The 23,770-nt window shown below is 47.8% G+C and carries 19 protein-coding genes; 3 read left to right on the top strand and 16 right to left on the bottom strand.

Annotated elements, in window-relative coordinates; all coding sequences use genetic code 11:
• Positions 1–77: 77 nt before the first annotated feature.
• From AMJAP_RS03595 to AMJAP_RS03585, 3 genes are all read right to left on the bottom strand, one after another.
• Positions 78–1,322, bottom strand: coding sequence for a quaternary amine ABC transporter ATP-binding protein (locus AMJAP_RS03595; RefSeq protein ID WP_019622409.1), 1,245 nt, complete (start codon positions 1,320–1,322; stop codon positions 78–80).
• The gene (locus tag AMJAP_RS03590) at positions 1,315–2,214 is read right to left on the bottom strand and encodes an ABC transporter permease (RefSeq protein ID WP_019622408.1); all 900 of its coding nucleotides are present in this window, start codon (positions 2,212–2,214) and stop codon (positions 1,315–1,317) included. Before AMJAP_RS03590 ends, AMJAP_RS03595 begins: the two co-directional genes overlap by 8 nt.
• 137 nt (positions 2,215–2,351) lie before the next feature.
• Complete coding sequence (locus AMJAP_RS03585; protein WP_026340192.1) at positions 2,352–3,344, bottom strand: ABC transporter substrate-binding protein; 993 nt, start codon at positions 3,342–3,344, stop codon at positions 2,352–2,354.
• A gap of 204 nt (positions 3,345–3,548) precedes the next feature.
• On the opposite strand from AMJAP_RS03585, the gene AMJAP_RS03580 reads away from it, so the two are divergent.
• Positions 3,549–4,046 (top strand): MarR family winged helix-turn-helix transcriptional regulator, encoded by a 498-nt coding sequence (locus AMJAP_RS03580; RefSeq protein WP_019622406.1) that lies wholly within the window; start codon positions 3,549–3,551, stop codon positions 4,044–4,046.
• Here AMJAP_RS03580 and AMJAP_RS03575 read toward each other — a convergent pair.
• The 7 genes from AMJAP_RS03575 to icmH form a co-directional block, all read right to left on the bottom strand.
• A complete protein-coding gene (locus AMJAP_RS03575; RefSeq protein ID WP_019622405.1) occupies positions 4,043–5,032 on the bottom strand; it encodes a CobW family GTP-binding protein in 990 nt (329 codons plus the stop codon). The two genes, AMJAP_RS03580 and AMJAP_RS03575, sit on opposite strands and share 4 nt — an antisense overlap.
• A 982-nt stretch (positions 5,033–6,014) precedes the next feature.
• On the bottom strand, positions 6,015–6,656 hold the full coding sequence (locus AMJAP_RS03570) for a hypothetical protein (protein WP_019622403.1): 642 nt from the start codon (positions 6,654–6,656) through the stop codon (positions 6,015–6,017).
• Positions 6,657–6,680: 24 nt separating this feature from the next.
• Positions 6,681–11,363 (bottom strand): protein kinase domain-containing protein, encoded by a 4,683-nt coding sequence (locus AMJAP_RS03565; protein WP_019622402.1) that lies wholly within the window; start codon positions 11,361–11,363, stop codon positions 6,681–6,683.
• Between the two features lie 22 nt (positions 11,364–11,385).
• Positions 11,386–12,135 (bottom strand): PP2C family protein-serine/threonine phosphatase, encoded by a 750-nt coding sequence (locus AMJAP_RS03560; RefSeq protein WP_040404735.1) that lies wholly within the window; start codon positions 12,133–12,135, stop codon positions 11,386–11,388.
• Positions 12,136–12,160: 25 nt separating this feature from the next.
• Positions 12,161–12,817, bottom strand: coding sequence for a type VI secretion system-associated protein TagF (tagF, locus tag AMJAP_RS03555; RefSeq protein ID WP_019622400.1), 657 nt, complete (start codon positions 12,815–12,817; stop codon positions 12,161–12,163).
• Between the two features lies 1 nt (position 12,818).
• Positions 12,819–16,394, bottom strand: a complete 3,576-nt coding sequence (gene tssM, locus AMJAP_RS03550; RefSeq protein WP_019622399.1) for a type VI secretion system membrane subunit TssM — start codon at positions 16,392–16,394, stop codon at positions 12,819–12,821.
• A 50-nt stretch (positions 16,395–16,444) separates the two neighbouring features.
• Positions 16,445–17,605 (bottom strand): type IVB secretion system protein IcmH/DotU, encoded by a 1,161-nt coding sequence (icmH, locus tag AMJAP_RS03545; protein WP_026340190.1) that lies wholly within the window; start codon positions 17,603–17,605, stop codon positions 16,445–16,447.
• Here icmH and AMJAP_RS03540 point away from each other — a divergent pair.
• Positions 17,599–17,907 (top strand): hypothetical protein, encoded by a 309-nt coding sequence (locus AMJAP_RS03540; RefSeq protein ID WP_026340189.1) that lies wholly within the window; start codon positions 17,599–17,601, stop codon positions 17,905–17,907. The two genes, icmH and AMJAP_RS03540, sit on opposite strands and share 7 nt — an antisense overlap.
• 10 nt (positions 17,908–17,917) lie before the next feature.
• On the opposite strand, the gene tssK is transcribed toward AMJAP_RS03540, so the two are convergent.
• The 4 genes from tssK to AMJAP_RS03520 form a co-directional block, all read right to left on the bottom strand.
• Positions 17,918–19,270 (bottom strand): type VI secretion system baseplate subunit TssK, encoded by a 1,353-nt coding sequence (tssK, locus tag AMJAP_RS03535; RefSeq protein WP_019622397.1) that lies wholly within the window; start codon positions 19,268–19,270, stop codon positions 17,918–17,920.
• A 56-nt stretch (positions 19,271–19,326) separates the two neighbouring features.
• Complete coding sequence (tssJ, locus tag AMJAP_RS03530; RefSeq protein ID WP_019622396.1) at positions 19,327–19,836, bottom strand: type VI secretion system lipoprotein TssJ; 510 nt, start codon at positions 19,834–19,836, stop codon at positions 19,327–19,329.
• Positions 19,837–19,963: 127 nt separating this feature from the next.
• Positions 19,964–20,479 carry an Hcp family type VI secretion system effector gene (locus tag AMJAP_RS03525; protein WP_019622395.1) on the bottom strand — a complete coding sequence of 172 codons (516 nt, stop codon included), beginning with the start codon at positions 20,477–20,479 and terminating at the stop codon, positions 19,964–19,966.
• 171 nt (positions 20,480–20,650) lie between these two features.
• Entirely contained in the window at positions 20,651–21,457 is an 807-nt protein-coding gene (locus tag AMJAP_RS03520) for a hypothetical protein (RefSeq protein ID WP_156815230.1), read from the bottom strand.
• Positions 21,458–21,655: 198 nt separating this feature from the next.
• On the opposite strand from AMJAP_RS03520, the gene AMJAP_RS03515 reads away from it, so the two are divergent.
• Entirely contained in the window at positions 21,656–22,510 is an 855-nt protein-coding gene (locus tag AMJAP_RS03515; RefSeq protein WP_019622393.1) for a hypothetical protein, read from the top strand.
• A 120-nt stretch (positions 22,511–22,630) separates the two neighbouring features.
• Here AMJAP_RS03515 and AMJAP_RS03510 read toward each other — a convergent pair whose 3' ends face one another.
• Entirely contained in the window at positions 22,631–22,918 is a 288-nt protein-coding gene (locus AMJAP_RS03510; RefSeq protein ID WP_019622392.1) for a type VI secretion system PAAR protein, read from the bottom strand.
• A gap of 226 nt (positions 22,919–23,144) precedes the next feature.
• Positions 23,145–23,723, bottom strand: a complete 579-nt coding sequence (locus AMJAP_RS03505; protein ID WP_019622391.1) for a hypothetical protein — start codon at positions 23,721–23,723, stop codon at positions 23,145–23,147.
• Positions 23,724–23,770: the final 47 nt, after the last annotated feature.

The raw sequence follows: 23,770 nt of genomic DNA, 5'->3' as shown, positions 1-23,770 counted from the left end.
CTTGTTCTAGCAAGAAAAACGAAGTTTTTCGTCTAGCCGCGAGCAAGTCGCGAAGCGACGTTCTAGCCACTTACGAGCTATCCCGCCTTCCTCTCAGCCTCATCTACCAACTCAGCATCAGGTGATTCATTCCCCAGTACTTCTGCCAGGGTACTCCGCGAGAGTCTGCCGGTATATTGCCCGTCATCATCCACTACAGGTAATGAATACTCAGAGTTCAGCGTGTCAGGAATGACCGTTTCCAGTACCGCATCGGGCGAGATTGCATCCAGCTCTTCACAGCATTCAACAGTCATTTCAGCAGCATTGTCTTCCGCATAAGCTTCCTGCAACGCCTCTTCTGTAACAACCCCCTGATATCCGTCATCATTAACGTAATAACCGTAATCCTCTTTGAAGCCGCGCATCTGTTTCAACGCTTCTTCTATCGTATCAGCAGTAATCCGATAAGCAGGATCTTTCATGACGGTCTCAACCGTCAGCGCCCGGGCCCGGTTTACATCACGAACAAACGCTTCTACATAATCTGTCGCAGGATTGAGCAAGATATCTTCTGGCTCACCCTGCTGTACCATCTCACCATCTTTCAGGATCGCAATCCGGTCACCGATACGCAGTGCTTCATCCAAGTCATGAGTAATAAAAATGATAGTCTTGTGCAGTTTTTCCTGCAGCTCAATAAGCTGATCCTGCATCTCAGAACGAATCAAAGGATCCAGTGCGGAAAAGGCTTCATCCATCAACAGGATTTCTGCGTCGGTACACAATGCTCGTGCCAGGCCAACACGCTGTTGCTGACCACCGGAGAGTTGCGCAGGATACTGTTCTTCATAGCCTGCCAGGCCTACCGTTTCCAGCCACTCTTTAGCTTTTGCTTTGCTTTCACTTTTGCTGACACCCTGTATCGACAAGCCGTAAGCAACATTATCCACAACCGTGTTATGCGGTAACAAACCGAAACGCTGGAAGACCATGGACATCTTATGACGACGGAAGTTCTGCAACTCCTTGTCGCCCAACTTCATCACATCAGTGCCTTCGATTTCGATCACCCCTTCCGTAGGGTCAATCAAGCGATTGAAGTGACGAATCAGGGTGGATTTACCCGAGCCGGATAACCCCATGATGACAAAAATCTCACCCTTATTAATGGTCATGTTGATGTCTTTCAGACCCAGGGTGTGCCCGGTAGCGGCAAGGATTTCATCCTTACTCTTGCCCTGATGTACCAGCGGCATGTGCTTCTGCGGATTACTACCAAACAGCTTATACAAGCCTTCAATCCGAATCAGTGCCTGTTGATCTTGAACTGGCTCAGCCATTTTCCAGACCCTCCATATGCTGTTGACTCCGTTTCGCATACGCCTGTGATACCCGGTCAAAGATAATCGCCAGCGCAACAATCGCCAAGCCATTCAAAAGACCCAGGGTAAAGTACTGATTAGTAATTGATTTCAATACAGGCTGCCCCAAACCTTTCACGCCGATCATCGAAGCGATTACCACCATCGACAACGCCATCATAATGGTCTGGTTAATACCGGCCATAATGGTCGGCATCGCCAGAGGCAGCTGCACGCCCATCAACCGCTGTATCGGACTGGCACCATAAGCGGTTGCGGCCTCCAGTACATCTTTATCCACCAGCCTGATACCCAGGTTGGTTAAGCGAATCACCGGGGGTATCGCATAAATGATTACCGCGATAACACCCGGAATCTTACCAATACCCAGCAACATCACTACGGGTATCAGATAAACAAATGCAGGCATGGTCTGCATAATGTCGAGCATCGGCGTGACTGTTGATTGAATTCGGTCAGAGCGGGCCATCGCAATACCAATGGGAACCCCGAGCGCTATGGCCATCAAGGTACACACAAGAATGATACTCATGGTGCGCATGGTATCGTCCCACATACCGAAGTAGCCGATCATAAAGAATGAGACTACAACCCCCAGAACGAGTTTCCAGGAACGGCTGGCTACCCATGCCAGAGCAGCAATAACGGCGATAATTACAAACCATGGACTCGCCAGTAACAACTTCTCAAACCACACCAGAAACGCAAGCAGCGGATCAAACAACGCTTCTATTGTTTCACCGTACTCCCGGGAAAAGTCCCGGTAAATACCATCAAGGCCTTTACGGATATCCCGCAGTTCACCCCGGCTCAGCTGAGGAATTTCACTCAACCAGCTTGTTTCAGCCATACAACACCCCTTTCAAACAACGCCTCTGCAAACAACACCTCTGCAAACTACGTTTCTTTAAATACAATTCGTTAAACACAACAAAGCCCGGTTACCTGTGGATAACCGGGCTATTCTTAACACGATTTAGCGATAACTCACTGAAGAGCAGCTTTAACTTTAGCGGCTACTTCAGGGCTTACCCAGGCAGTCCAGCTCGCTTCATACTCAGTCAGGAAATGTTCCGCAGCAACTTCACCATCAGCCTGGTTATCTTCCATCCAGGCAAGCAAGCCATTCATCTGACTATTGGTAAAGGAGCGATTCGCTACATAGTCATACGCCATTGGCGACTTAGCAGCAAAATCTTCAATGGTCACTGTTTGTACAACCGACGGTGGGTACATTGTTGGCTTTGGATCTTCACAGTCTTCGGCAGAGGTACAGTTAACGAACTCGTCCTTATCAACACCGGTGCCAAAGTCTACTTTCACCATTTTGTACTTACCCAGTACAGCGGTTGGCGCCCAGTAGTAACCAAACCAAGCTTCTTCACGAGTGAATGCCTTAGCAATAGAACCGGCAAGGCCAGCGCCTGAACCTGGATCAATCATCTCAAAACCTGAATCTGCCAGGTTCATTGCATTAAACAGGTTTCCGGCAGAAATCTGACAGTTCCAGCCTGCAGGACAACCGTAAAAAGCAGACTTCGTATCATCTTCCGGATGAGTAAACAGCTTAGCGTGTTTCTTTACACCTTCAATGGTGGCCAGCTCAGGGTATTTCTTAACCAGATACTCCGGTACCCAAAAACCTTCTTCACCACCATCGGACAGGGAATTACCGGCGTAGCGAAGACGCTTCTCAGCAACACCTTTATCCAGCGCATCCTTCATGGAGTTACTCCACATCTCAGGCGCGATATCCGGCTCATTCTTTTCAATCATAGAGGTACCCGTCGGCATTGTATCGCCAGGCACCAATTCAGCTTCACAACCGTAGCCATGTTCCAGAATAAATTTATCAACATTGGCAATCAGTGTGGCTGAACTCCAGTTCATGTCCGCAATGGTTACTTTTCCGCACTCGTCCGCAGCTTGTACCTGACCTACAGCCAGTAGCATTGCAGAAGCAGCTATCAGTTTCCTCATGACATCTCCAAGTTAATTTAATCTACTAAAAATTAATCTAATATAATTTGATCTGAATATATTAGTCTTCTAATATTTAGAACTCAAACTAATTTCGATCTATTTCAGCTACTACTAGTCTGGGCTATACTCGCCCAGCTTTTTGAGATGATTGAATAGCCGAAGTTTCAATGGTTCAGATATTAACCAGAGTATAGAAATCCCATGACAGACAACGCTCCCTGCTGGCAGGATGTTCTCATTGAATTAAGGAAGATCATCCGCGCAACCGACCTGCAATCAAAGCGGGTTGTGAAGGCCTGCGGCTTAACAATTCCGCAAGTGATGGTGTTACGTGCAATCCAGGAATTGGGGGATGTCACCGTCAAACGCATCTCGGACAATGTATCCCTTAGTCAGGCAACCGTTTCAACTATTATGAATCGACTGGAGGAACGCCAGCTGGTCGAGCGGATTCGTAGTAATACCGACCGTCGTATCGTCAATGCCCGACTGACCACACAAGGTAATGAGGTACTGGATACTGTGCCTTCATTGTTACATGAATCATTTATCAATCGTTTTGATAATCTCGGCTCAACACAACAGCAACAGATACTCGCGGCTCTGCAAGACGTAGCAGGAATGATGGACGCAGAATCACTCGATGCGGCGCCTCTGTTAGATATTGCCGCGCCAACCCGAGACACTCAGGAGGTCTAACATCGGGTCGCCATGGCAAGCAACTGCGCCTCAAGTCCGGTCCAATTGGCAGGCGTCTCACCGATGACTTCAATTCGACTGTCCATCACTTCATCCAATGCTTGAACTTTCAGTATGGAGTCCGCCAGATTAAAGGCATATATGCCCTCGTCCGTGATAAAGACCGCTTTAAGTCTCTCGGCCGTGATACCTGTCAATAACAACTCTAGTCTGGCAAAATCGAATTCAAATTCCGGGCTAAAAATCCAGCCACTACTGCTATAGCCCTCTCCTTTGTTATCTTTACGCAGAAAGCCACTCTCTGGGAAAACATCTTCTTCAAGTGAATGATCATGAAAATGTGCAGCCTTTTCTTTAGTCTTAACGGTCAATGTAAAGCCTGAGGGCTGATCCAGCCAATCGAGTTTTAACTGACCATTACTACAACTTTCTACCGGTGTGTTAATGGAATGCCCAGAGAGATACTCTTCCAACTCAGGTATAGCACTCGCAGTGTAGAGATCAGTTTTATTCGCTACGATCAGATCAGCGACCTGTAGCTGCTGGTTGAAAGTTTCATGACTGGTATATCGATTGTCCCTGAGCTTACGAATATCAACCAGTGTAATAGTGCAACGCAGATCCAAGACGCCGGAATATTCTGGCTGCCGAAGCGTTTCAACGACCTCTTTAGGGTGACCTAATCCAGTCGGTTCGATCAGCAAACGATCAGGTCGTGACTGGCGAATCAGTTGATTTAGTGCGATCTGCATTGGTACCCCGGCAGTACAACACATGCAACCACCGGGCAGCTCTTTTATAAAAACACCGGGAACTTCACTTTCATTGTTCATCAGTCCGGCATCAATACCCACTTCGCCAAACTCATTGACCAACACAGCCCAGCGTTCATTTTCAGGTTTATTCGCAAGGAGATACTGAATTGCGGTTGTTTTACCGACACCGAGAAATCCGGTGATGATATTGGTGGGGATCTGACTGAACATCAATAAAGTCTGCAGCTGGTTAATTTGTTATAAGGTAACAAATTAACCTTTAGCCGTCACTGCCATGAGGGTTCATTTCAACATTATGTAAAATGAAAAAACGCCCAACAGTCCGTAAGATAACCGATTGCTAAAGCCTATATGACTTGATCCATGTACGACTCATTAAGCGAGTGAGCTAGATAACAGAACTTACGACGCCTTAGAAAACAATAGCCAACCTGTAGACTTACTGAAGTTATAAGAACCACCTACTTCAAATAAATGAAGCACTATATAAAGCTGATACAGATGGCTAAAAATTCTCTCAGCGGCAGTTACCACATCTCTCGTTTAGGAATACAGCGAGCCCGCCGGAAAAAGCCAATTTTTATCTCTTCGTCAGTGAATCTAATATATGACCGAAGTAAACTGAAATCAGAAGCACTACGCTTTTCCATCATGACAGAAGCAGCGACAGCGCATCTACCTGACTGTGCATTCCCCAAATCAACACCTTCTTGCCAGGCATTATATTGGGATCTGTGTGACGCACACCCAGCCAGTAATACAGCTACAAAGAGTATGCTTAAAGTTTTCATCTTCTTAACCTCTAAACGAAGATGAGCACCCCCCACTGTTATGGCGTTCCCTGAAACTATCTAGCTATCGTTCCCTGATACTTTCAATCTATGCCCCAAGCCATGACACAACTAAAGTTTACGAATAGAGATTGAGGATGAACAGAAAACCACTACCCAAGTTGGGTTTTTGTTATAAATCAAGCCATTAGCAAGTAATTAAAGTGTTTTGAAAAAACTAATCCTTATAAAACAAGCGGTTAATAATATTAGTCTGAGGCTATAGCAAGCGCAATAAACCCAAAGTGGGTATATTGCTATCTAATCAGGATCGTAGCCCTATAATTTCCAGAGTTCAGACTCACAAATCATCCGATTCTGATCAGCCGTATCATTATCCTGTTTCTAAGCTCCCGGGCCCTTTAATCTCGTAACGCCTGCTCCATCTGCCGGAGTTTATCAACCATCGGTTTATCCTGATCGGCTTCGGCCAGGGCCTGATAGATATGGATGGAGTCCAGAAATTGATGATAACGGCTGTCTGAATGCAATAAATCATCATCTGCAACGGACCTTTCTTTCAGCAACGCTAGATAGCTATCTATATCGGCAACCGTCCACCGCTCTTGTTCGAGTAACAGGTACATATTCACTAATAGCGGTCGCGGCGTTGTATCCTCAGTAACAATACCCCGGTTATCTACTGGCAGCTCTCGCTCTGTTACGCCCCCGAAGCGCCAAACGGATATACTAGCAATCAATAGCAGCAGGCATAAACCAGCAATCCAACCTTTTCGCCCGTTGTTTTCCTGTTCTGGCTTAGCACTTTGAGTACCCATTCCAATAGAGGGATTCAATGTTGACGTATTGTTGACCGCTGGCGCTACCGGCATAGTTCGCTTTGGCTGCGTCACATCCGTAACAAACAAATCACTTAGCGGCTGAGTCTGATCACCGCTTTTAATTATTGAATTAATAAACTGTCGTCGTTGACGTCGATACTCGCTTATTTCCAGTTCCCCATCAGAATAACGGCGACACAGTTCATATAAACTCCGACTCATAACCCTCTCCATTCGAGATCTCCATTAAAGCTCTCTGACTAGGCGAAATCCGGTCGCCTTATCCGTAATCCCGCTTACAGAAACCGATAACGAAACAGAACAGTCCGACATTTTCACCCTGTAACTGCCACCCACTGCCTCAAGGCCCGACCCGCTTTTCACCAATTCCTGGGCATTCCCAAGGTAGTTCACCAACCCCCAGGCATTAGGCCTGCCCTGCTGCACGCTCACAAGATCACGCCCTTTTAGAATCTGAGCACCGCGTGATAACCGGCAGTTATAGTTTTGTGGTTGGTTACCACCCGTCGCTTTCGCTGCGTGCACCCATTGATCTTTACTCGGTAAGTGATACTGATAACCGGTCGTGCTACTTAACCATGCTATATATTTATCTATCTGTGCCTGATTCAAGCCGGTTATGGGAAGCTTTTGAGCCCCACCAACGGCACTGCAACTCCCTGATAATTTACAGTACTGGTTATAGTCGTTGCGGGATATTTCGAATTTACTGATCGCATATGAACGGCTACTTCCAGGGACAACAATCATAAAAGGAGCCTTGCTCTTTTCAGTTAGCATATCCCAGCATACCGCCGCAGAACGTATCCCTTTGCCGGCCAGACCAGCAGTACAAATACGATCTGACGCTATCCGAGCAACTGAGTCTGGTTTGGGCACTGATACGTCAGAAGACTCCTGATCTGAGCTCCTGTTTGCGTTACCTGCGTTCTGATTAGATAAAGTAGAACTTGCAGGCTTCGGGGCAGTTTGCCTTGACGTACTTGGTTTTACAGTGCTTAGTTTTAATTGCTGCAACGAACGATTCTCAGGGAATAACTGTTGCGCCGTCTGGAGTAGCTGGTTTGCCTGAACAGGAGATCGGGCCATTAAACTATTAACCTGACCGATCACAGCATCTTGCAAATCTCGACTCAGCTGTTGGTATTTTTCTGCGTTCAACTGCGGCTGCAACTCTGACAATAAGCCCGCCGCTTTGACGACTCTGTCAATATCAGGCTTCTTGATTGCTTGTGTAACATGATATAAACGCGCACCGTTCTGATACTCAGCTATTCGCTGATCGACAATCTCTGGATCCGCAAGCAGATCCCGGGCGCTTAGCATCAGTTTCTCGGCCTGAGAAAAACGTTTACGGGCGGCGAGTTGATCTGCCAGGCGAAGGTATACCGCCTGGAACGTCTTTGGTGCCTGCTGAGTGACAAAAGAGTCCCCCTCTCCCAGTTCACTTTTCAGACGCGTGAAAGTTTGCCGGGCAGCACTCAGATCATTAGCCTGAATTTGAGTATCAAACGTTTGCTTCAAACCACTGATAAGTGCCTCACTCTTACGTTCAGCCTGCTCCTGTTGAAACAAGATTTCTGCCTCAGAGATCCCCTCATCCGTTGCATTCAAAGTACCGAGACTTGAATCATACTGTGCAGCACGCTGCAGAAAGTCTCTGGCCGCGTCAAAGTCATTCAGCCTGGTCAGGCGCTTAGCTTCTCCGTCATAGGCAATAGCAAGGCGGGTGTTAATGCCCTGAATATACGCAGGGTCATTCTGCTCAATTTTTAGCCTGGATAACAACGTCACCACACGTTTCTCCCATTCGGGGGTAACCTCAGGGTCAGTTAATAACTGATCAAGCTGCTGTTTCAGAGATTCAAGCTGTGCAACTTTTTCCTGTTCAGACACACTCTCCTGACGAGCCTGTAACTTAGCTAGCAGATCGGTAATTTCAGAACTTTCGGGAAGCAGGCGTTTACCGTCCTGCAGAATACCGATAGCCCCGATAACATCCGAATCGGCAGCAGCAACGGCTTGTTCCGTGTAACGCTGAACCATACGCTTCCGGCCTTGCGTGACGATAACTTGATCCCCTTTGAGAACATCAATTCGATCAAGTAAGCTCAGTGCTTTACGGGTTGTACTATCCGATAATTCGACGGACTCCAGCAAACTTGCAAGTTCAGACTGAAGCGTCTGCAGCTCTGCCTGCCTTGCCGAATTCTCTCCGGCTAACACCGAAGCTGCCAGCTCCTGTTCCGTCATCTGCTTTACCTGTTCCAGATGCTGCTGCTCGTAAGCTATGGTCTGTTGCAGTTCCGGACTGACGTCAAGGGTAACGATCCGCGCCAGCGCTGCAGAAGACGCCTCCCAGTTATGTTGATCTCGCTCGCTTCGGGATTGTTTAATCCAGGCCGATGCCAGCCGATCAGACACTGCGATAATGGTTCGCTGATCAGCAATAGTGGGCTTAAGTCGGACAATTTTTTGCTCAGCACTCTCAAGCCGTTGCTCGAGAATATCTGCATCAATACCCGCGACCTGCTCATCAATAAAACGCTGATATTGCTCCTGTGATTGCTTCAGCGTCAGCTCCATGCCGACAAGATCCGCAGGAATGAGAACCCCGACAAAGGGTACCAGAAGGTCTTCGGCCTCTTGCCAGGCGTGGGCATCGATAAAGCGTTGTTGCTCGTCAACCAATAACCTGGAGAGCTGTTGTTGCAACTGATTTAACCTGTCATTACCTGGTTCAAGCTGTTGTAGTTCCTTTATAACCGGTAGCACATCAGTATAATTATCCAGATTATTCAGTGACTCACTGTTCAGCTGCCGTTGTAGTTCACTAATCCGGGTTGCCCGGTTGAAGCGTAGTCTTTCCAACTCGAGCTTCCGAGTCGTGTTATTTAATTCCTGATTATCGGGAAACAGTTCCATGGCCACCTGCCCCACCTGTTGCGCTGAACTAAACTGATGCAGATCGATCAGTTCAACCATCGTTTCAGCCAATTTAACCGGAATACGGGCATCACCCAGCATTGCACTGCCGGCATCAACACGCCGAATACTGGCCAGTAAAGCTTTCAGCTCTATCAAAGCGGTAACAAACGCCGTTGTTGGCAATTCCAGAGCTCTGTTCAGCTCATTATTCAGAACATTCAGCCGCTCAGCTTTCTGCTTGGTCAGTTGTTCCTGTTTATCGGACAGACGGCGGGAATCTTCATAAATCTGTAGCGCTCTATCGGCCAACTGCTGCGCTTGGTTATAAGCATCGGCATCAGCATTTTCAGCCACCTGATTAAGAAAATACCGGGTTAACTCACGTTTAACCTGAGTATCATTGTAAAACGTGTTTTGCTGCTCAGTCTCCATCGACTGGATCTTATCCAGCCACGCCTTCACCGCCTCATTATTCCGATTTTTCAGATCATCAACAAAATCGTCAATCTGACGTTGATGCAATAAATTTAGCAACGGAAAGTATGCAATACCGCAGACAAACAACAGCATCATCACCCAGACATACCACCGGCTTACTAAGCCGTGACGCTGATGCTGCGGCAAAAACTGCTGAAGAAAGGTCTCAACACTGGCGGTCCGTTGCTGTTCATCAAAGGCCAGTAACTGCCGGAGAGCTTTATTCTGATTTCGGTTGAGCTGTTTAAGCTCCACCATTTTCATGCCTGCTAACCGGGCCTCATCGGCGGGAACTTTTTTTCCATTGCGGATAAATGGATGTTTGCCACAAACCAATTCATAAATGATACAACCCAGGGCATACAGATCATCTCTGGCATCAACCGTTGCAGCCCCATCTAACATGGCAGGTGATGCATAACTGGGTGTCAGAGCCCCCAGATCTCCGGCATCGAAACTGTCTTCCGGTGCCGCTGCAGATTTAGCCGCGCGTGCAATGCCAAAATCGAACACTTTAATCTGGCCATTATTCAGAAAAACATTACTGGGTTTAAAGTCTGAATGAACAATACCCTGTTGATGAGCATATCCCAGCGCACCTGCCATACCAGCAACGTATTCCAGTACTCTATCGAGCGATAGCCCGGCAGGATTTGCTTTAATAACCGTACTCAACGGAGCTCCCTGCATCAGCTCCATCGTCATAAAGACATTATCCCGATCCCGATCAAAATCAAATACATTAACAATATTCGGGTGGGCAAGATTTTGAGTCTTCCGCGCTTCACGCTGCAGTGAGCGAAGTGACTCCGGGTGCTCCCGAAACGTTTTATTCAGGACTTTAATGGCAACCAGAGAATCGTGATCATGGGCATCGAGACGACGCTGATCTTCAGCTTTATAAACATCACCCATCCCCCCGCAACCGATAAACTCTACTAACCGGAAGCGCTCTTTAATGACGGAGCCAACGCCCATGGCTGTCTCGTCTGTGGCATGTTCGGCAAAGGGCTTCTTCCAACGCGACGTACTGGTGCCAGTACTGGTTACCGTTGGGGCAGGCGAGGCCGCGCCCGCCGAATTAATCCGGCTGCTGTCCTCCTGATTATGCAATACCGATGATAACGCCCCGTTTTCGGTGGCAGGACTCAACGGCGCATGTATCGATTCTGTTAGCCGGGTTTTATCTTCGCCTTGCGGCAAAACACCCTGGCCAGACGGCAACAGCACAGCGGTTTTATCATCGGGCTCTGAACGGACAACCGTCGCGTCATCCAGTGCAGCTGACGTTATTCCTGTACGGTGCTGGTTGATGACCTCAACCAACTCACTATGATCATCAGAGCTAATCAGCTGTTGGCTTGCCATCTGCTGCAGGCCCTGAATAATTTTGTCGGCCAGCTCCGGCTGCTCTGATACCAGAACAGCCATCGTTTGCGATAACTGCTCCCGTTGGATCTGTCCCTGTAGATACAGTTTAAGCTGCTGTTTAAAGTCCTTCATAAAAGCGCGATCATTCCTTTATTCAGGCAGCGGTTAAATTGTCGATAAGAATAAGGGTGATATTGTCCCGACCGCCCCGTTCCAGACAACAATCCATCATCTGTTGTGTCAGCTGATCCAGTGGCAAATCACGTTGTTCCATAAAAGTGGCAATATCGGTATCAGAGAGTTCTTTATCTAAACCATCACTACAGATCAGGAAGCGGTCGCCGGCTTGTAGGTTACGAATGTCCATATCCACGAATAGCTCGTCTGACGCACCCACTGCCCGGGTAATAACGTTCCGTTCTGGATGCACTAATGCCTGTTCAGGCGTGAGCATCCCTTGAGCCACCAGCTCCTGAGTATAAGTATGATCCACCGTTTCCTGAACCAGCACACCATTTCGATATAGATAAACCCGACTATCGCCACACCAGTAAATCAGATAATGAGCTGGAAGAAGTACAACTCCAGCCACGGTTGAGCCGATGATTTTATGCGATTCACCGGCCAGATTTCGCAGCTTTCTGTTGGTCTCCAGCAATAGATCTTCAAGCAGATCAACAGCGTCTGGAAACTCTGGCCTGAGTTCAAAATTTTCAAGCGTTTCAACAATCGACTGGCTGGCTACATCTCCGGCAGAATGCCCTCCCATACCATCGGCAACGGCCCAATGGCACTGTGCTGACTGACTTAAATAGGCGTCCTCATTATGCTTTCTTACATGACCGACAGCGGTCATGGCATAACTGTTTACTCTATTTGAAGGTAGCTGCGTATCATCCGACATAAACCACTCCATGGTTCAGATTCATTTACATTCCTTCGAGATAAAAACGAAACTGCGCGGCATCCGGCAAACCATCATCAAACCAAAGCTGAGAAGCGATCGAGTCTGATCCCTCACTCCACCAAACCGACGGCCGGCTAAACTCAGACAATAGATCCAGATGACGATAGTCAGCCCGCTGCTGTTCAAGGTTAACCATTTTAGATACCGGCTTTGCTGCTTTATAGAGATCAACAGAAGGGTAAGCTGGCAATAACCGAAGATTACTGACCTGGCGACAAAACAGAGAGAAGTCAAAACCATCACCCAGTGATTCTAATAGCAAATCTTCAATCTGCATCAGCAACTCTTCCTGATCTTCCAGTTGCTTCAAGCAGATAAACGGCGATAACACTGGCACGGCAAGCAGACATGGAAATTTTCGACCCACGCTATCAATACTGGGAATAAAAACCCCCAGCCAGCCGTTGCTATCGACAATCCCCGGCGATAGATAAAACTGCCATACCGGGGCCACCATATACAGCTCGGACCAACGTTCAGCCAGATAGTTTTTACTACTGCTCATCCCCTGCTGCAGCCAACGATCCAGATTAGTAATACACCCCCGGCTAAGCCCACGGCTAACAAAATCCCCTTTACAGGGCACCTTGCCATAGAAGCCACTCTGAACAACGCTCATATCACAGCGAATCCTGACAGCGGAAACCTGACAACAGATCACCAGCAAATGGATTAATCACACTGCGAGCCCGTAGTTCATATGTTGCACTAAGCCCTCCCTCACTGAAGTTAACTTCATACACGGCCCGATTCTCAGTGCTCTTTAGTTGCGATTGATTCAGCAATCGAAACCAGGCCCAGGGCCCCTCTTCGGTGCTGGATTTACTATCGCCATTGAGGCTTTCGAAACGCAGCCGAACGGTATCACTATCCAGAGAGGGCCATGTCACCGCACTGGAGCGACGTGGGCCGTGACGATAGATAACCTCCTGAGAACCAATACTGAGGAAGAACTTAGATGCATCTGTATCCAAGCGTACGGGGCGCATAACAAAGGGGACTGACAATTCACTGTTACGGAAGAATGTCTCCTTGATATCGTTGGCTTTCTGCAGTTGCGAAAGTGTCGCTTTACCCAACCCCAGTTTCTGACCATCCACTTCCCGTTCGACCCAGATCCGACCTTTAGTATCGATAAAGTCTTTCAGATAGGTATTCACAAAACTATCTAAGGTGCCATCCGGGCCGAAGAAACGGCTAAAATCCTCCAGCGTCACTTCAGAACGAGCATTAGATTTAACCGGATAGCGACCCTCCAAAAAGTTCTTACACTCGTAAACAACCTGGGATTGCCACAACTGATTCAACTCTGTTTTAGTATTATCCAGAACCACCGACCAGTTTTGCGCACCTAATGCTCCCAACCACCCCTGCATCATTTGTGGCATATCGGCCTGATAGCTGTTCACCTTGGCCAGAGGATCGGCCTGATTCCGGGCGATACGCCCCTGGACCGCATCGATAGCGCCGGTACTGGAAAAAGAAGAGTTAGCCGCATCATCCATATAGTTGCTCAACTCAGCCAGATCCCGGCTAAGACGATCTAACAATGACGAACTACCGCGCTTCTCCAGCAATTTATAATAAGGGGTATAATAACGTTCCACCTGCTGTCCCAGGTCCCCCCCCAGATTGTCCAACAAGCCCGCTTTCTTTGCGTTCCGCATCAACCGACTGACCTTTTGTTGCTTAACCGCCAACCCCTGACTCACACTGGAAACATCCCGGGCGAGCTGGTCAGAACTTTCCTCCTGCTTTGCTGAAAACGGCTTACTCAGCGTTGTCTCTTTATTCAGGGTTTCCACCAGATGGCGCAGCGGACTATCCAACCCGGCAGCGACCGAGATCTGACGAATACTCTCTTCTGCATTCGTCGGGCGCTGCATCGTCATATCATTGATCATGTCATCCCAGTGCTGAATAAAATCATCGTAATAGAGACCCAACACTTTGCGCTGCAGGGCGTCGCTGTCCATATAGTGACGGGATTGATAGCGCTCTCCCATCACCCAGTTATTATCAATGTATTCTTTAGACAGACTCGCACTGTTTGGCAGAAACAAAGTGTAGAATCCCTGTTTAGTAAAGACGCCGGGCATAACGAAACGAGTCAGATCAGCACCATTTCTACTTTTGAAAAGATCAAACGCATAGGGTCCAAACACCTCGTCCAACGCAAGGTCATACTTGCGCTCCTGGCTCAACTCCCGTTTAACTGCCTGATACACCTGTTTCTCTAATGAGTCTTTTGATAAGTAGCGGCGCGCTTGGGAAACAATATCCTGATTTAACGTTACTGGCAGAAAGCCATGCTCCATTAAAACATCCATATGCCCCTGAAGATCGGCAACGGTCTGCTCATCTAATGCGTAAGTTTCCTGCCAATCAAGTATCGCCCAGGTGGTTAGAAGCTCAGCATCGTAAGGTTTCACCCCGCCATACATAAGGTAGGTTTTAAGTAGTTCATAGAGACTGTCAGTCTGATTCGGATCGCTGGCAATAATCAACTCTTCTATCCGTGCGACCAGTACGGGAAGAAAGGCATTTTGTAGCTGTTTCAAGTAGGCCGAACGCGCCCCTTCCGTCAACGTCGGGCCCTGGTTCAGACCAAAACGGTGATCTAAGCCCACTTCATCATAAAGCTTTGTCGCAGCTCTCAGGGTATTCAGTTCAGGCAGTACCGCCAGAAAATCAGCTTCAGACAGTGGAACCTGTACCGACTGTGATTCAAACTGGGTATTAAGCTCAACCAGCGCGTTGATTTTTCCCTCATTGTTAACATAGGACCAGCTAAACAGGCTCGTACCAGCCAGGAATAACCCCAGAGCACCACCCATCGCAAATCGCTGCAGCCAACGACGTCGGCGTATCAGCCCCTGATCCACTCCGGCAATACCCGCTTCCCTAAAGATCACCTGTTGCAACAGGTCTTTGAGAAAGTAGCTTTTACCTCGCCCACTGGCACCCACCAGCGTTGTTTTGCTAAAACCAAAACTTTGCGTCAAGGCCCCCAACAAGCGGTCAATTGGAGTACCTGCCTGCGTGCCACTGGTAAAGTAAACACCGCGCAACAGCGCCCCTTCGTTGTAGCGGTTGGAACTGAATATATCGCCGAGAAAGATTGAAACAATATCCCTCAATCCTGCGAACTGACTTGGAAATCCCATAATAAGACTGCGTTTGTCCGGGTCCTGCTCCTGATACATGCGCTCAATCAGTTGCTGTTCAATGCGCACTGTCAGGCTATCAAACCGGGTCGCATAGCCATCAATATCAAACGCAGACGGCCCCTTATCCGGCAGTGGAAATGTTTCTCCCCAAACCTGCCCCCGGGCATCACGGTCATAACTACCAAAGAACTCACTAAACCCAGAGATCAGATCGCACTTAGTAAAGGTGAAATAGACAGGCGCCGATATACCTAAATGCTCATTCAGCTCATCAATACGACGGCGGATGGTCTGCGCATAGAGCGCACGCTCATCTTCTGATTGCTGCATGATGTCAGCAATACTCATCGTCACCAAAACACCATTAACCGGCTGTTGGGGACGATTATTTTTCAACAGATCCATAAACTGCTGCCAGGCGGCTTTATCCACAGATTCATGGCTGTCCTGCGTGGTAAAACGGCCCGCTGTATCGATCAGAACGGCATCATCGGTAAACCACCAATCACAGTGACGAGTACCTCCGATACCCTGAATCGCCTCACTGCCGAGTTTATCGGCCAGTGGGAAATTCAGTCCCGAGTTTACTAAAGCGGTGGTTTTACCCGATCCCGGTGGCCCGATAATAATGTACCAGGGCAACTCATACAGATTGGCCTTTCTACCCGAGCGCCCTTTCGTTGAACGCAATACACTAAGGGCTTCATCAAACCGTTCACGGATAATTGCCTGCTCATCCTCCCGGGCGGTTTCAGCTATTGAAGCCTCCGTCTGAAGCTCACTACCCAGATCATCCAAAAGCTGTTCATTTTTCCGTTTACGGCGCCAAAACAACGCCACTGAGATCGCCACCCAACACAGAACCGTTATAACAATAGCCAGTAATCGCGCAAATTCACCGGCAAGAAAATAGTTTTCAGCAATAGCAATCAGTGGCCCGATAAACCAGATTAGAAGTGCCAGACAGAGAATTCCGATTCCCTGAATAAACCACCGGTTTGTGATTATTCTGATTAATTTATTCACGTGTTTTCCTGTCAATCCCTGAACTAAAACAATGGTTCAATACTGAATAACTATTTACGCAGCAGAATCTCTACGCGCCGGTTCAGTGCCTTGTTCCGGTTTGAGTTATTCTCAACCAGCGGTTCACTCGACGCTTTACCTTCTACCCGCAGAATCACGCCCCCTTCAAGCTGGCTCAGCAATACTTCACCAACGGATTGAGCCCGAGCCTGAGATAACGCCCAGTTAGAAGGATATCGTGCTGAAAAAATCGGCACGTTATCAGAATGTCCCTCGACAACAATAGGCTTACCCACCCCTTTCAGCTGCACACCAATTCGCTCAATCAATGGGGTGAATGCTGCTGAAAGGTGAGCCTGGCCGGAAGGAAATAGCCCCGTATGTCTCAACCGCAGCCGGACCTGATTTCCCTCATCAAACAGCTCAACAGTGCCTGATTCCAGCTCTTCAATCAGCACCGGTTCCAGCAGTTCAAAGTAATCCAGCTGCTCGGGGGATAAGTCCGGTTCTGCAACCGTCAACATAGGGGCAGACAATCGATCAATATTGACCGGCGTAACTTCAACCTCGGCTGTATTACCAATACCTATAAACTGTTCCATCACCTGATCGGATTGCTGGGTAATCGTCCAGATAAAGCCAAGGAATACGCCCATTAGCATGAACAGGAAGAACACCCAGATAACCCAATACGGGACATAGCGAGCAACACCGCTACGGCGATCGGACACCCCTTCCCAGTTAGGCGATAAGCCTTCAGGTTCATAGTCGCGGTGCCGACTAATCAGAATATAAAGCTCACTACGCAGACGATCTAACTCACGCCGGCCATTAGCCATGCGCCGATATTTACCTTCGAAGCCCAGTGATAAACAGGCAAAGTAAAATTCCAGCAATTCGAGATTGCTGGAAGGACGCTTCATTAACTCATCCAGATAGGAGAAAAAACGTTCACCTCCCCACGCCTCCTGATGGCGGCTAATCAAGAGACTTTCACTGCTCCATTGACTGGTGCTGCCCCAGGGAGTATTCAGAACAATTTCGTCAACCAAAGCACACAACGGATAGCTGATATAGTCATTATGCTCACGCCCCCCGGGTAACCCCCAGGCCTGAGACTCATATAATTGAATCTGATCCAGTGCGTAACGGTGAAACTCATCCAAGTCAGGACATTCAACCGTATTCTGTATTTTGCCTAAGAATGACAACAGCGGAGTTACCAGCTGCAAGAGTGGGTTTTCACCCTGTAGCCCAATCCCCCCTGAATGGCTGTCATAACCCGGTTCATAATCCATACCGGCAGCACGCTTTCTTAAAGGCGGCAGCGGCGCTGATTGGGGTGCAGCGCTTTGATGATCTGAATGCTGATAACCCCGATCTGGGACGACATGTTCAGTTCGAGGCGGGGCCTGCCGAGGGGCAGGTTGAGGAGGCTGCTGATCCCGGTTTCCATTGGTACGGGGTTTGCGCCCCCCCGGCATTGGGCGTATTACTGTTTGATCATCCATGATAACAACTATTTATCTGCGTTTAATGGCCCAGAACTGGCACTCAAGCCCTGGGAACTCGCCTCCAATATGGAAAGCAATGCCGCCGGATTTATCCAGCTCTTTCCAGATTTCATGGCTGGTATCGAGCTGAAAATACGTAAAGCCAGCATGATAAGGAATTTCACGTGGCGCAACCGGTAACGGCGAGATAGGAACCCCTGGCAGGGCGCTGGTAATAAGCTCTCTGATACGTTCGACAGGACCAATCTTTATCTGCTGGGGGAACTGAGTTCTGAGCTTCTCCTGTCCCACCTGAGCACTGACAGCAAAGATAAAATCAGCACTTTTTAATAATACCCGATCCCGAATTCTTGCCGCACGAATACCGTATTGCGACGGGGATAACGGTATGCTTTCAGCAATCTGCTCCAGCACAGTGCCAAAGCAGCTTTTCAGTTCCTCCATCACCGGCCTGAACGTCTCAATCAGATTATCCTGCTGATACTCGTTAAATTCGATCGGACGTTTGTCAGGTTTCATAAAGGTCGCCAGCTCACCCGTTAACTGCAGCAGTCGCTCATAGAGTTCAAGCGGCGCCATCTCAATTACCTGTCGATACAAGGTCAGCAGGGGGTCGAAACGGTTCAGTAGTTGCAGCAGCATAAAGTCGGTCACTTCTGCAACGCCTCCTTTACCACCAGAGCTGCTTACCCGGGCAGCAAGCTCTCTGGCTCGGGTGGTCAACATCGACTGTAATTCGGTCAGAAAGTTGAGCAGTAGATCGGACGCCCCGATACTCTGTAGAGGAGAGATAAACTGCTGACGCAAACGGATCTGCCCTCCCTTGACCTCTTCAATATGAGCAATCGCCAGCCGGGTATAACCATCCGGCACCCGGTTATCCGAGTTTTGCCGGGCATCTTCAACAAACATCCGCAAACGTAGCTCACCCACCTGAATGTTGGTGCGTTCACTTTCGGACGACACTATATCGGCAACTTCAACGCTCTTTGGCAAGTAACGGACCAGGCTATTTCGATTATCGTTGCTACCGACTTCAACAACACCCTGCTGCTGAAGTGGAATGGCCAGATACACCACTGCATCAGAGATAGAATCATCAACCAGGATAGGTAGTGGTGGCGCATCCCCCGTATGCATATCAAAACAGGTGCCATCGGTAAAACTCCCGGCACAATCGTCCAGAGATAGCTCACCAATCTTTAAGTTAGATTCATTTATCTTCAGGCGGGAAAAACCCCAGTTAAACTGAGCGATCGTACGGGTGCGATTGTTGATCTCTTTCAGCAAGTACTGATCGTACTGTTGAAAGTGCTGCGGCCGAAGAAACATCCCTTCATGCCAGATAACTTTATTGGTCACTCCATGACTCCACATCAAAATCCAAATCAGATATTAAAAAACACTCAGAAACATCGTTAGTCGAGCAGAACCAGTGTCAGCTGGTTATCTTTGAGCCGGACCTGGACTGACTGATCTTTCTCAGCGTTGACTGCTACGACCTTTTTCATCACACCATTATCGGTATTTTGAAATGCCGCGAGTACACCCACAAACTCAGTATCATCATCGAGCAGTGTTTTTTTAAGCGCCGATCCACCCGGGTTAACCACCATCTCGTCACGTAGTAACAGATCACCGGCTAACAGGGAATTGTCCGCATCATACAGCGCAAAGAAATCACTTTCTTTAAACAAAGCATCGTCTTCTAACTGATAAATACGCAGCACTGTCGGAGAAGGCCGGCCATCAAGATCCTGATTCACACCGGAATCAGCAATCACAGATATAATAAGCTCTGGCGGAGGCGGTGGCGGCTCATCATCAGATAGCATATCTGAAACAGTTGAGCAGCCACTTAAAAATGAGGTGGCGATAAGCAGCACAAATAGTTGCCGCCAAAATCGCTCCATTAATCCCTGGAACATAACGAACTCCCTTTCAACGAGGCTGAATTAAACCCCAGAAGCCCTGTTTAATGCAATGGTTGCAGATCAATAGATAAACAAAAACCGACCCGAAGGTCGGTTATTCTTATCCAGAACGCAGAAACGATCAGGCTTTCGGCACACGCCAGTCATCAGAACCCGAGGTTCCGGCAACTTCATGAGTCCAGCTGATTTTACGGTAGGTAAATGAAACATCTTCCATGTGAGTGAAATGTTCCATCGCCGGATCCTGACAGTTCGGCATATGTGCCTTAATATCAACGATCATGGCATCTTCCAGCACATGAGTGAAGTAATGCTCCTGCTGGCCCGTCATAGAGGTACGGAACCATTTCAGCTCAATTCTAGGCAGACGCTCACCGCTGGTCAGTGCTTCAAACAATTTTGGCGAAGATTTGTCATAGATTTTAGAAACAACCAATGCATCATGGACACGTTGCCCACTTGGCTGACCACTTTGTGGGTCACGAGGAATCATAATCTGGTGGGAAAACCCCTGAACAGTGATCTCATTTTCATGACCTTCCTGATAGCGATTACCCATGGACTCCATGCTGTTCGCGCCTTCAGTGATATTACCCTGAGTTTCGCCCTCAATGGACATATAACCTGGTGTTGGCATTGTTCTCTCCTTAGATAGTGTAGTTAGCCTGCCAGGTTAGAGCACGGATTAAGCCATAAAATAATTACGCATTATAAAACAACAAGTTATACGATTTTCAGTAAATTCACTATAACCTCAAACACCATAAGCTGAGCATTTATCCGCGCAATCAAAAGCAACTGCGCAAACTCATTCGGCGCTTAACAACGCCTGTAGCTTTAGCTGCAAAGGATTGGTCATAACGCCAATCTGATCGACATCGATAATCTCTTCAAAACTTGAGCCTCCTGACAGTTGTGCCACCATCCGTACCAGATCATCCGGCGGGCGAAAAGCGGGTACGGGGGACGTCAATACAACAAAGGGGAGCGCTCCGGCAATTTTTGGTTGTGTTTCGAAGGAGACGCTATAGCCCAGCCCCTCAAGTAAGCGCACAAGACCCGGACTGCTCTCAAGTAGCAACCAGATAACCAGCGCATTAAGGACAAAGGGAGTGATTGAATCAAAGTGTGGCTGCTCCCCTTTCGTCCTTTCCGAAACAAGACGGGGCAGATCATAACTACAGTCGTAACTGAGTACCCAGCGCACTGGCGAGCTGAAGCTCAGAATAGAACCATCCAGGTTGCCACTATAAACCCAGGGTTCGGCCACCAGTTCATTCTGGATAGCAGGAACAGGAGAAGATAACTTAGCGTTATGTCCAAAGGTATCCCGAAGTACCGCTTTATAATTTTCCAGGATAATAGAGAAATTCTTTTCAGCCCCGACCACTTTATCGCGGGATGCACTCTGCATATATTCGCCCAACACTTTCCGGGGGGCAAACAAGGGGGTAATCGTTTTCAGGTAGGTCTGAAGTTCTTTATTCAGAACAGCAGAAACAGTCTTAGACCGCTCCCGTAGCTGAGTCATCTGCTCAAGCTGAATCTCTTTAATAGGCGTCATTGCTCCCTGCATCTCTCTTACTCCCTTAACGTGACAGTCCTTTTGTTTCACGGAGTTTACTGCAGCCAGCGATTAAAACAAAGGGCTATGAAACGACTGACTATAAGTGAGAAATAAAGCGCGCAACTTATCGCTACTAACCTGATTTTGCTCAGTTATTTTATCAAAAAGGCTCAATTAAGGGTGGCTTGATTATTGCTAATTACTGTATGCACCAGGGTCGTAACAGAAAAGATAAGGATGTCAGCCATGGATAAGGTTTACCCAGCAACGATATTGCTCGCCACAATGATTACTGCGGTTGCAGGCAGCGCATCGGAGCGCCCTCCCCGTCTGCCCTCATCCACCTATAATGTTGAAATTCGACCCGATAATTACTATTACCATGAGCAACAGGTAGCAGACTGGTTTATCCAGTGCTTCCAGCGCAAACAACCCTCCGAACGCTACTGGCACTGTAACGCATCGGACAGCGAAACAATTAAACGATTCAGAACCACACTCAAAGATCCTGCTTTAGCCTTTACGGCTCCGGAGTCTCAACAGAATAACGGTGTTAAAAAAGTACCGCCGCGCGCGCTCGCAAAACAGTCTGCGACTGAACGACCAAGCCTTGCTGAGGCGCAGCACAAGGTAACCTCTCAACAGAACGTTATCCCAACAGAAGCCCAATCAGCCGAAGTAAAACCGGCAACCCCGGTACAGATACCGATACAAGTACAGCTCAGAGAGCCTGCAGCGCAGTTGGCTTATCTTGAGCCAAAAGACGATAAGGCAGAGAACGCTGATTTTAAAATCAACCAGATTCCCGAGGTGCAATTAACGTCTGAGAATGCAGATTTTAGTAATCCAGCACTGGAACCTGAAACCCACTATCTACTGCAGCTGGCCGCTTTTCAAAATAAAAAATCAGCCACTCGCTGGCAGCAAAAGTATCCTGATATAAAAACCCGTGTAGTCAGAACCCAGGGGAAGTTCACCCAGTGGTTTAACGTCATCACAGCACAGCCGATTGAATACATCGATGCCATCGCACTGTCTACCGACATCAAAGATCAGACCGGTGAAACACCCTGGATACGCGAGAAAAACGAGCTTTTATAATCGACGGATATGTAGTGGTCAAAGATCTCTGACCCCGAAATATCAGGTAACTGAATGCTCAAATTCCCTGATATTCGACAGCTCCAAAAAAATCTGTTCAGTACGCACCAACAGAGCTGATCAGCCGATAGAAATAGTGCCCGAACCGGCGGCGACAGAGCCGCCACAACTAATCGAATCCCCCACCCTGGCAGCTGGTTTACCATTGATCATTACTGTTGAAGAACCCGCCGCGATAGCCCGTCCATGCGGTGGACATTTACTACAACCGTGCGCTGCGAGCGGATCCCCCACCCGGGCAGCAGGGATACCATCGATGAGGACATCCCCACTTCCAGCCACTATCGGGGTTGGCGGAAAACAGCCATGACCCGACCCAATATCACCTAAACGCGCAGCTTTTGGCATGTTAAACACTCCTTGTTAATTGATGTATGGCCACTATCGGAAAACCGCTCATTATTCATCGTAGGGGAAACACGTATGCGCAGCAACTTCCTGGTTTTCATCTCTATCAATTCCATCTAATCTCCAGCTATCACTTACTCTTTCACGAACATTACGAGCTATTGGCTCACTGGTTATATCGATTCACAGATTCTCTTTACTTTACCGGTTTAGCCTTTCTAAGGTTTTAAAATCCATTCTTTTCTAGCCACTTCCTACTACTCTTAATTCTCTCAATACCTTCCTTCAACTCATCGACCGTCTGCCCCCCTCCAACGCCGCCAAATGCACCATTATAAATCAAGATAACACTCAAACCTTTTTCTGTTATTAGACTACTAAAGAAAGAAGTTTCTTTACCTATATAATCAATAGCCACTGGATAAGGTTTGCTCTTTAAAAAAAACAAACCCAATTCTTTCTCCTTTTCTTCAATATAATCACTTAAGCTATGGATCTTACCCCTATAGGTATATACGTTTAATACCACCTGCCATTTCATACTCTCTAATTCATCTTCATTTACCTCTTCCATAAACTGATCCAGAAGTTCAATACCTTCTAAACTATTAGCAAAGAACACTATCTGCGTCTCTTCTTTAAGAGGGGCTGGCTCACCAAACTGATCATTAAGTGCTTCCCAGCTAACGCTATCTCCAAGGTTAATAAATTCAGATGCATAGATGCTGTTTGGTAGAGAAATCTGGCATAACAAAATAATAAATACCGAATATTTATACACAAAAAGCCTAACCATATTTTTCATTGCACATTCCATTGCTATAACTTAATAATTTTACCAATTAAGAATTA

Source organism: Amphritea japonica ATCC BAA-1530 (genome assembly GCF_016592435.1).
GTDB classification, from domain to species: Bacteria; Pseudomonadota; Gammaproteobacteria; order Pseudomonadales; family Balneatricaceae; genus Amphritea; species Amphritea japonica.
Note: the sequence above shows the minus strand (reverse complement) of the source record. Positions and strands in the feature narration are given on the sequence as shown.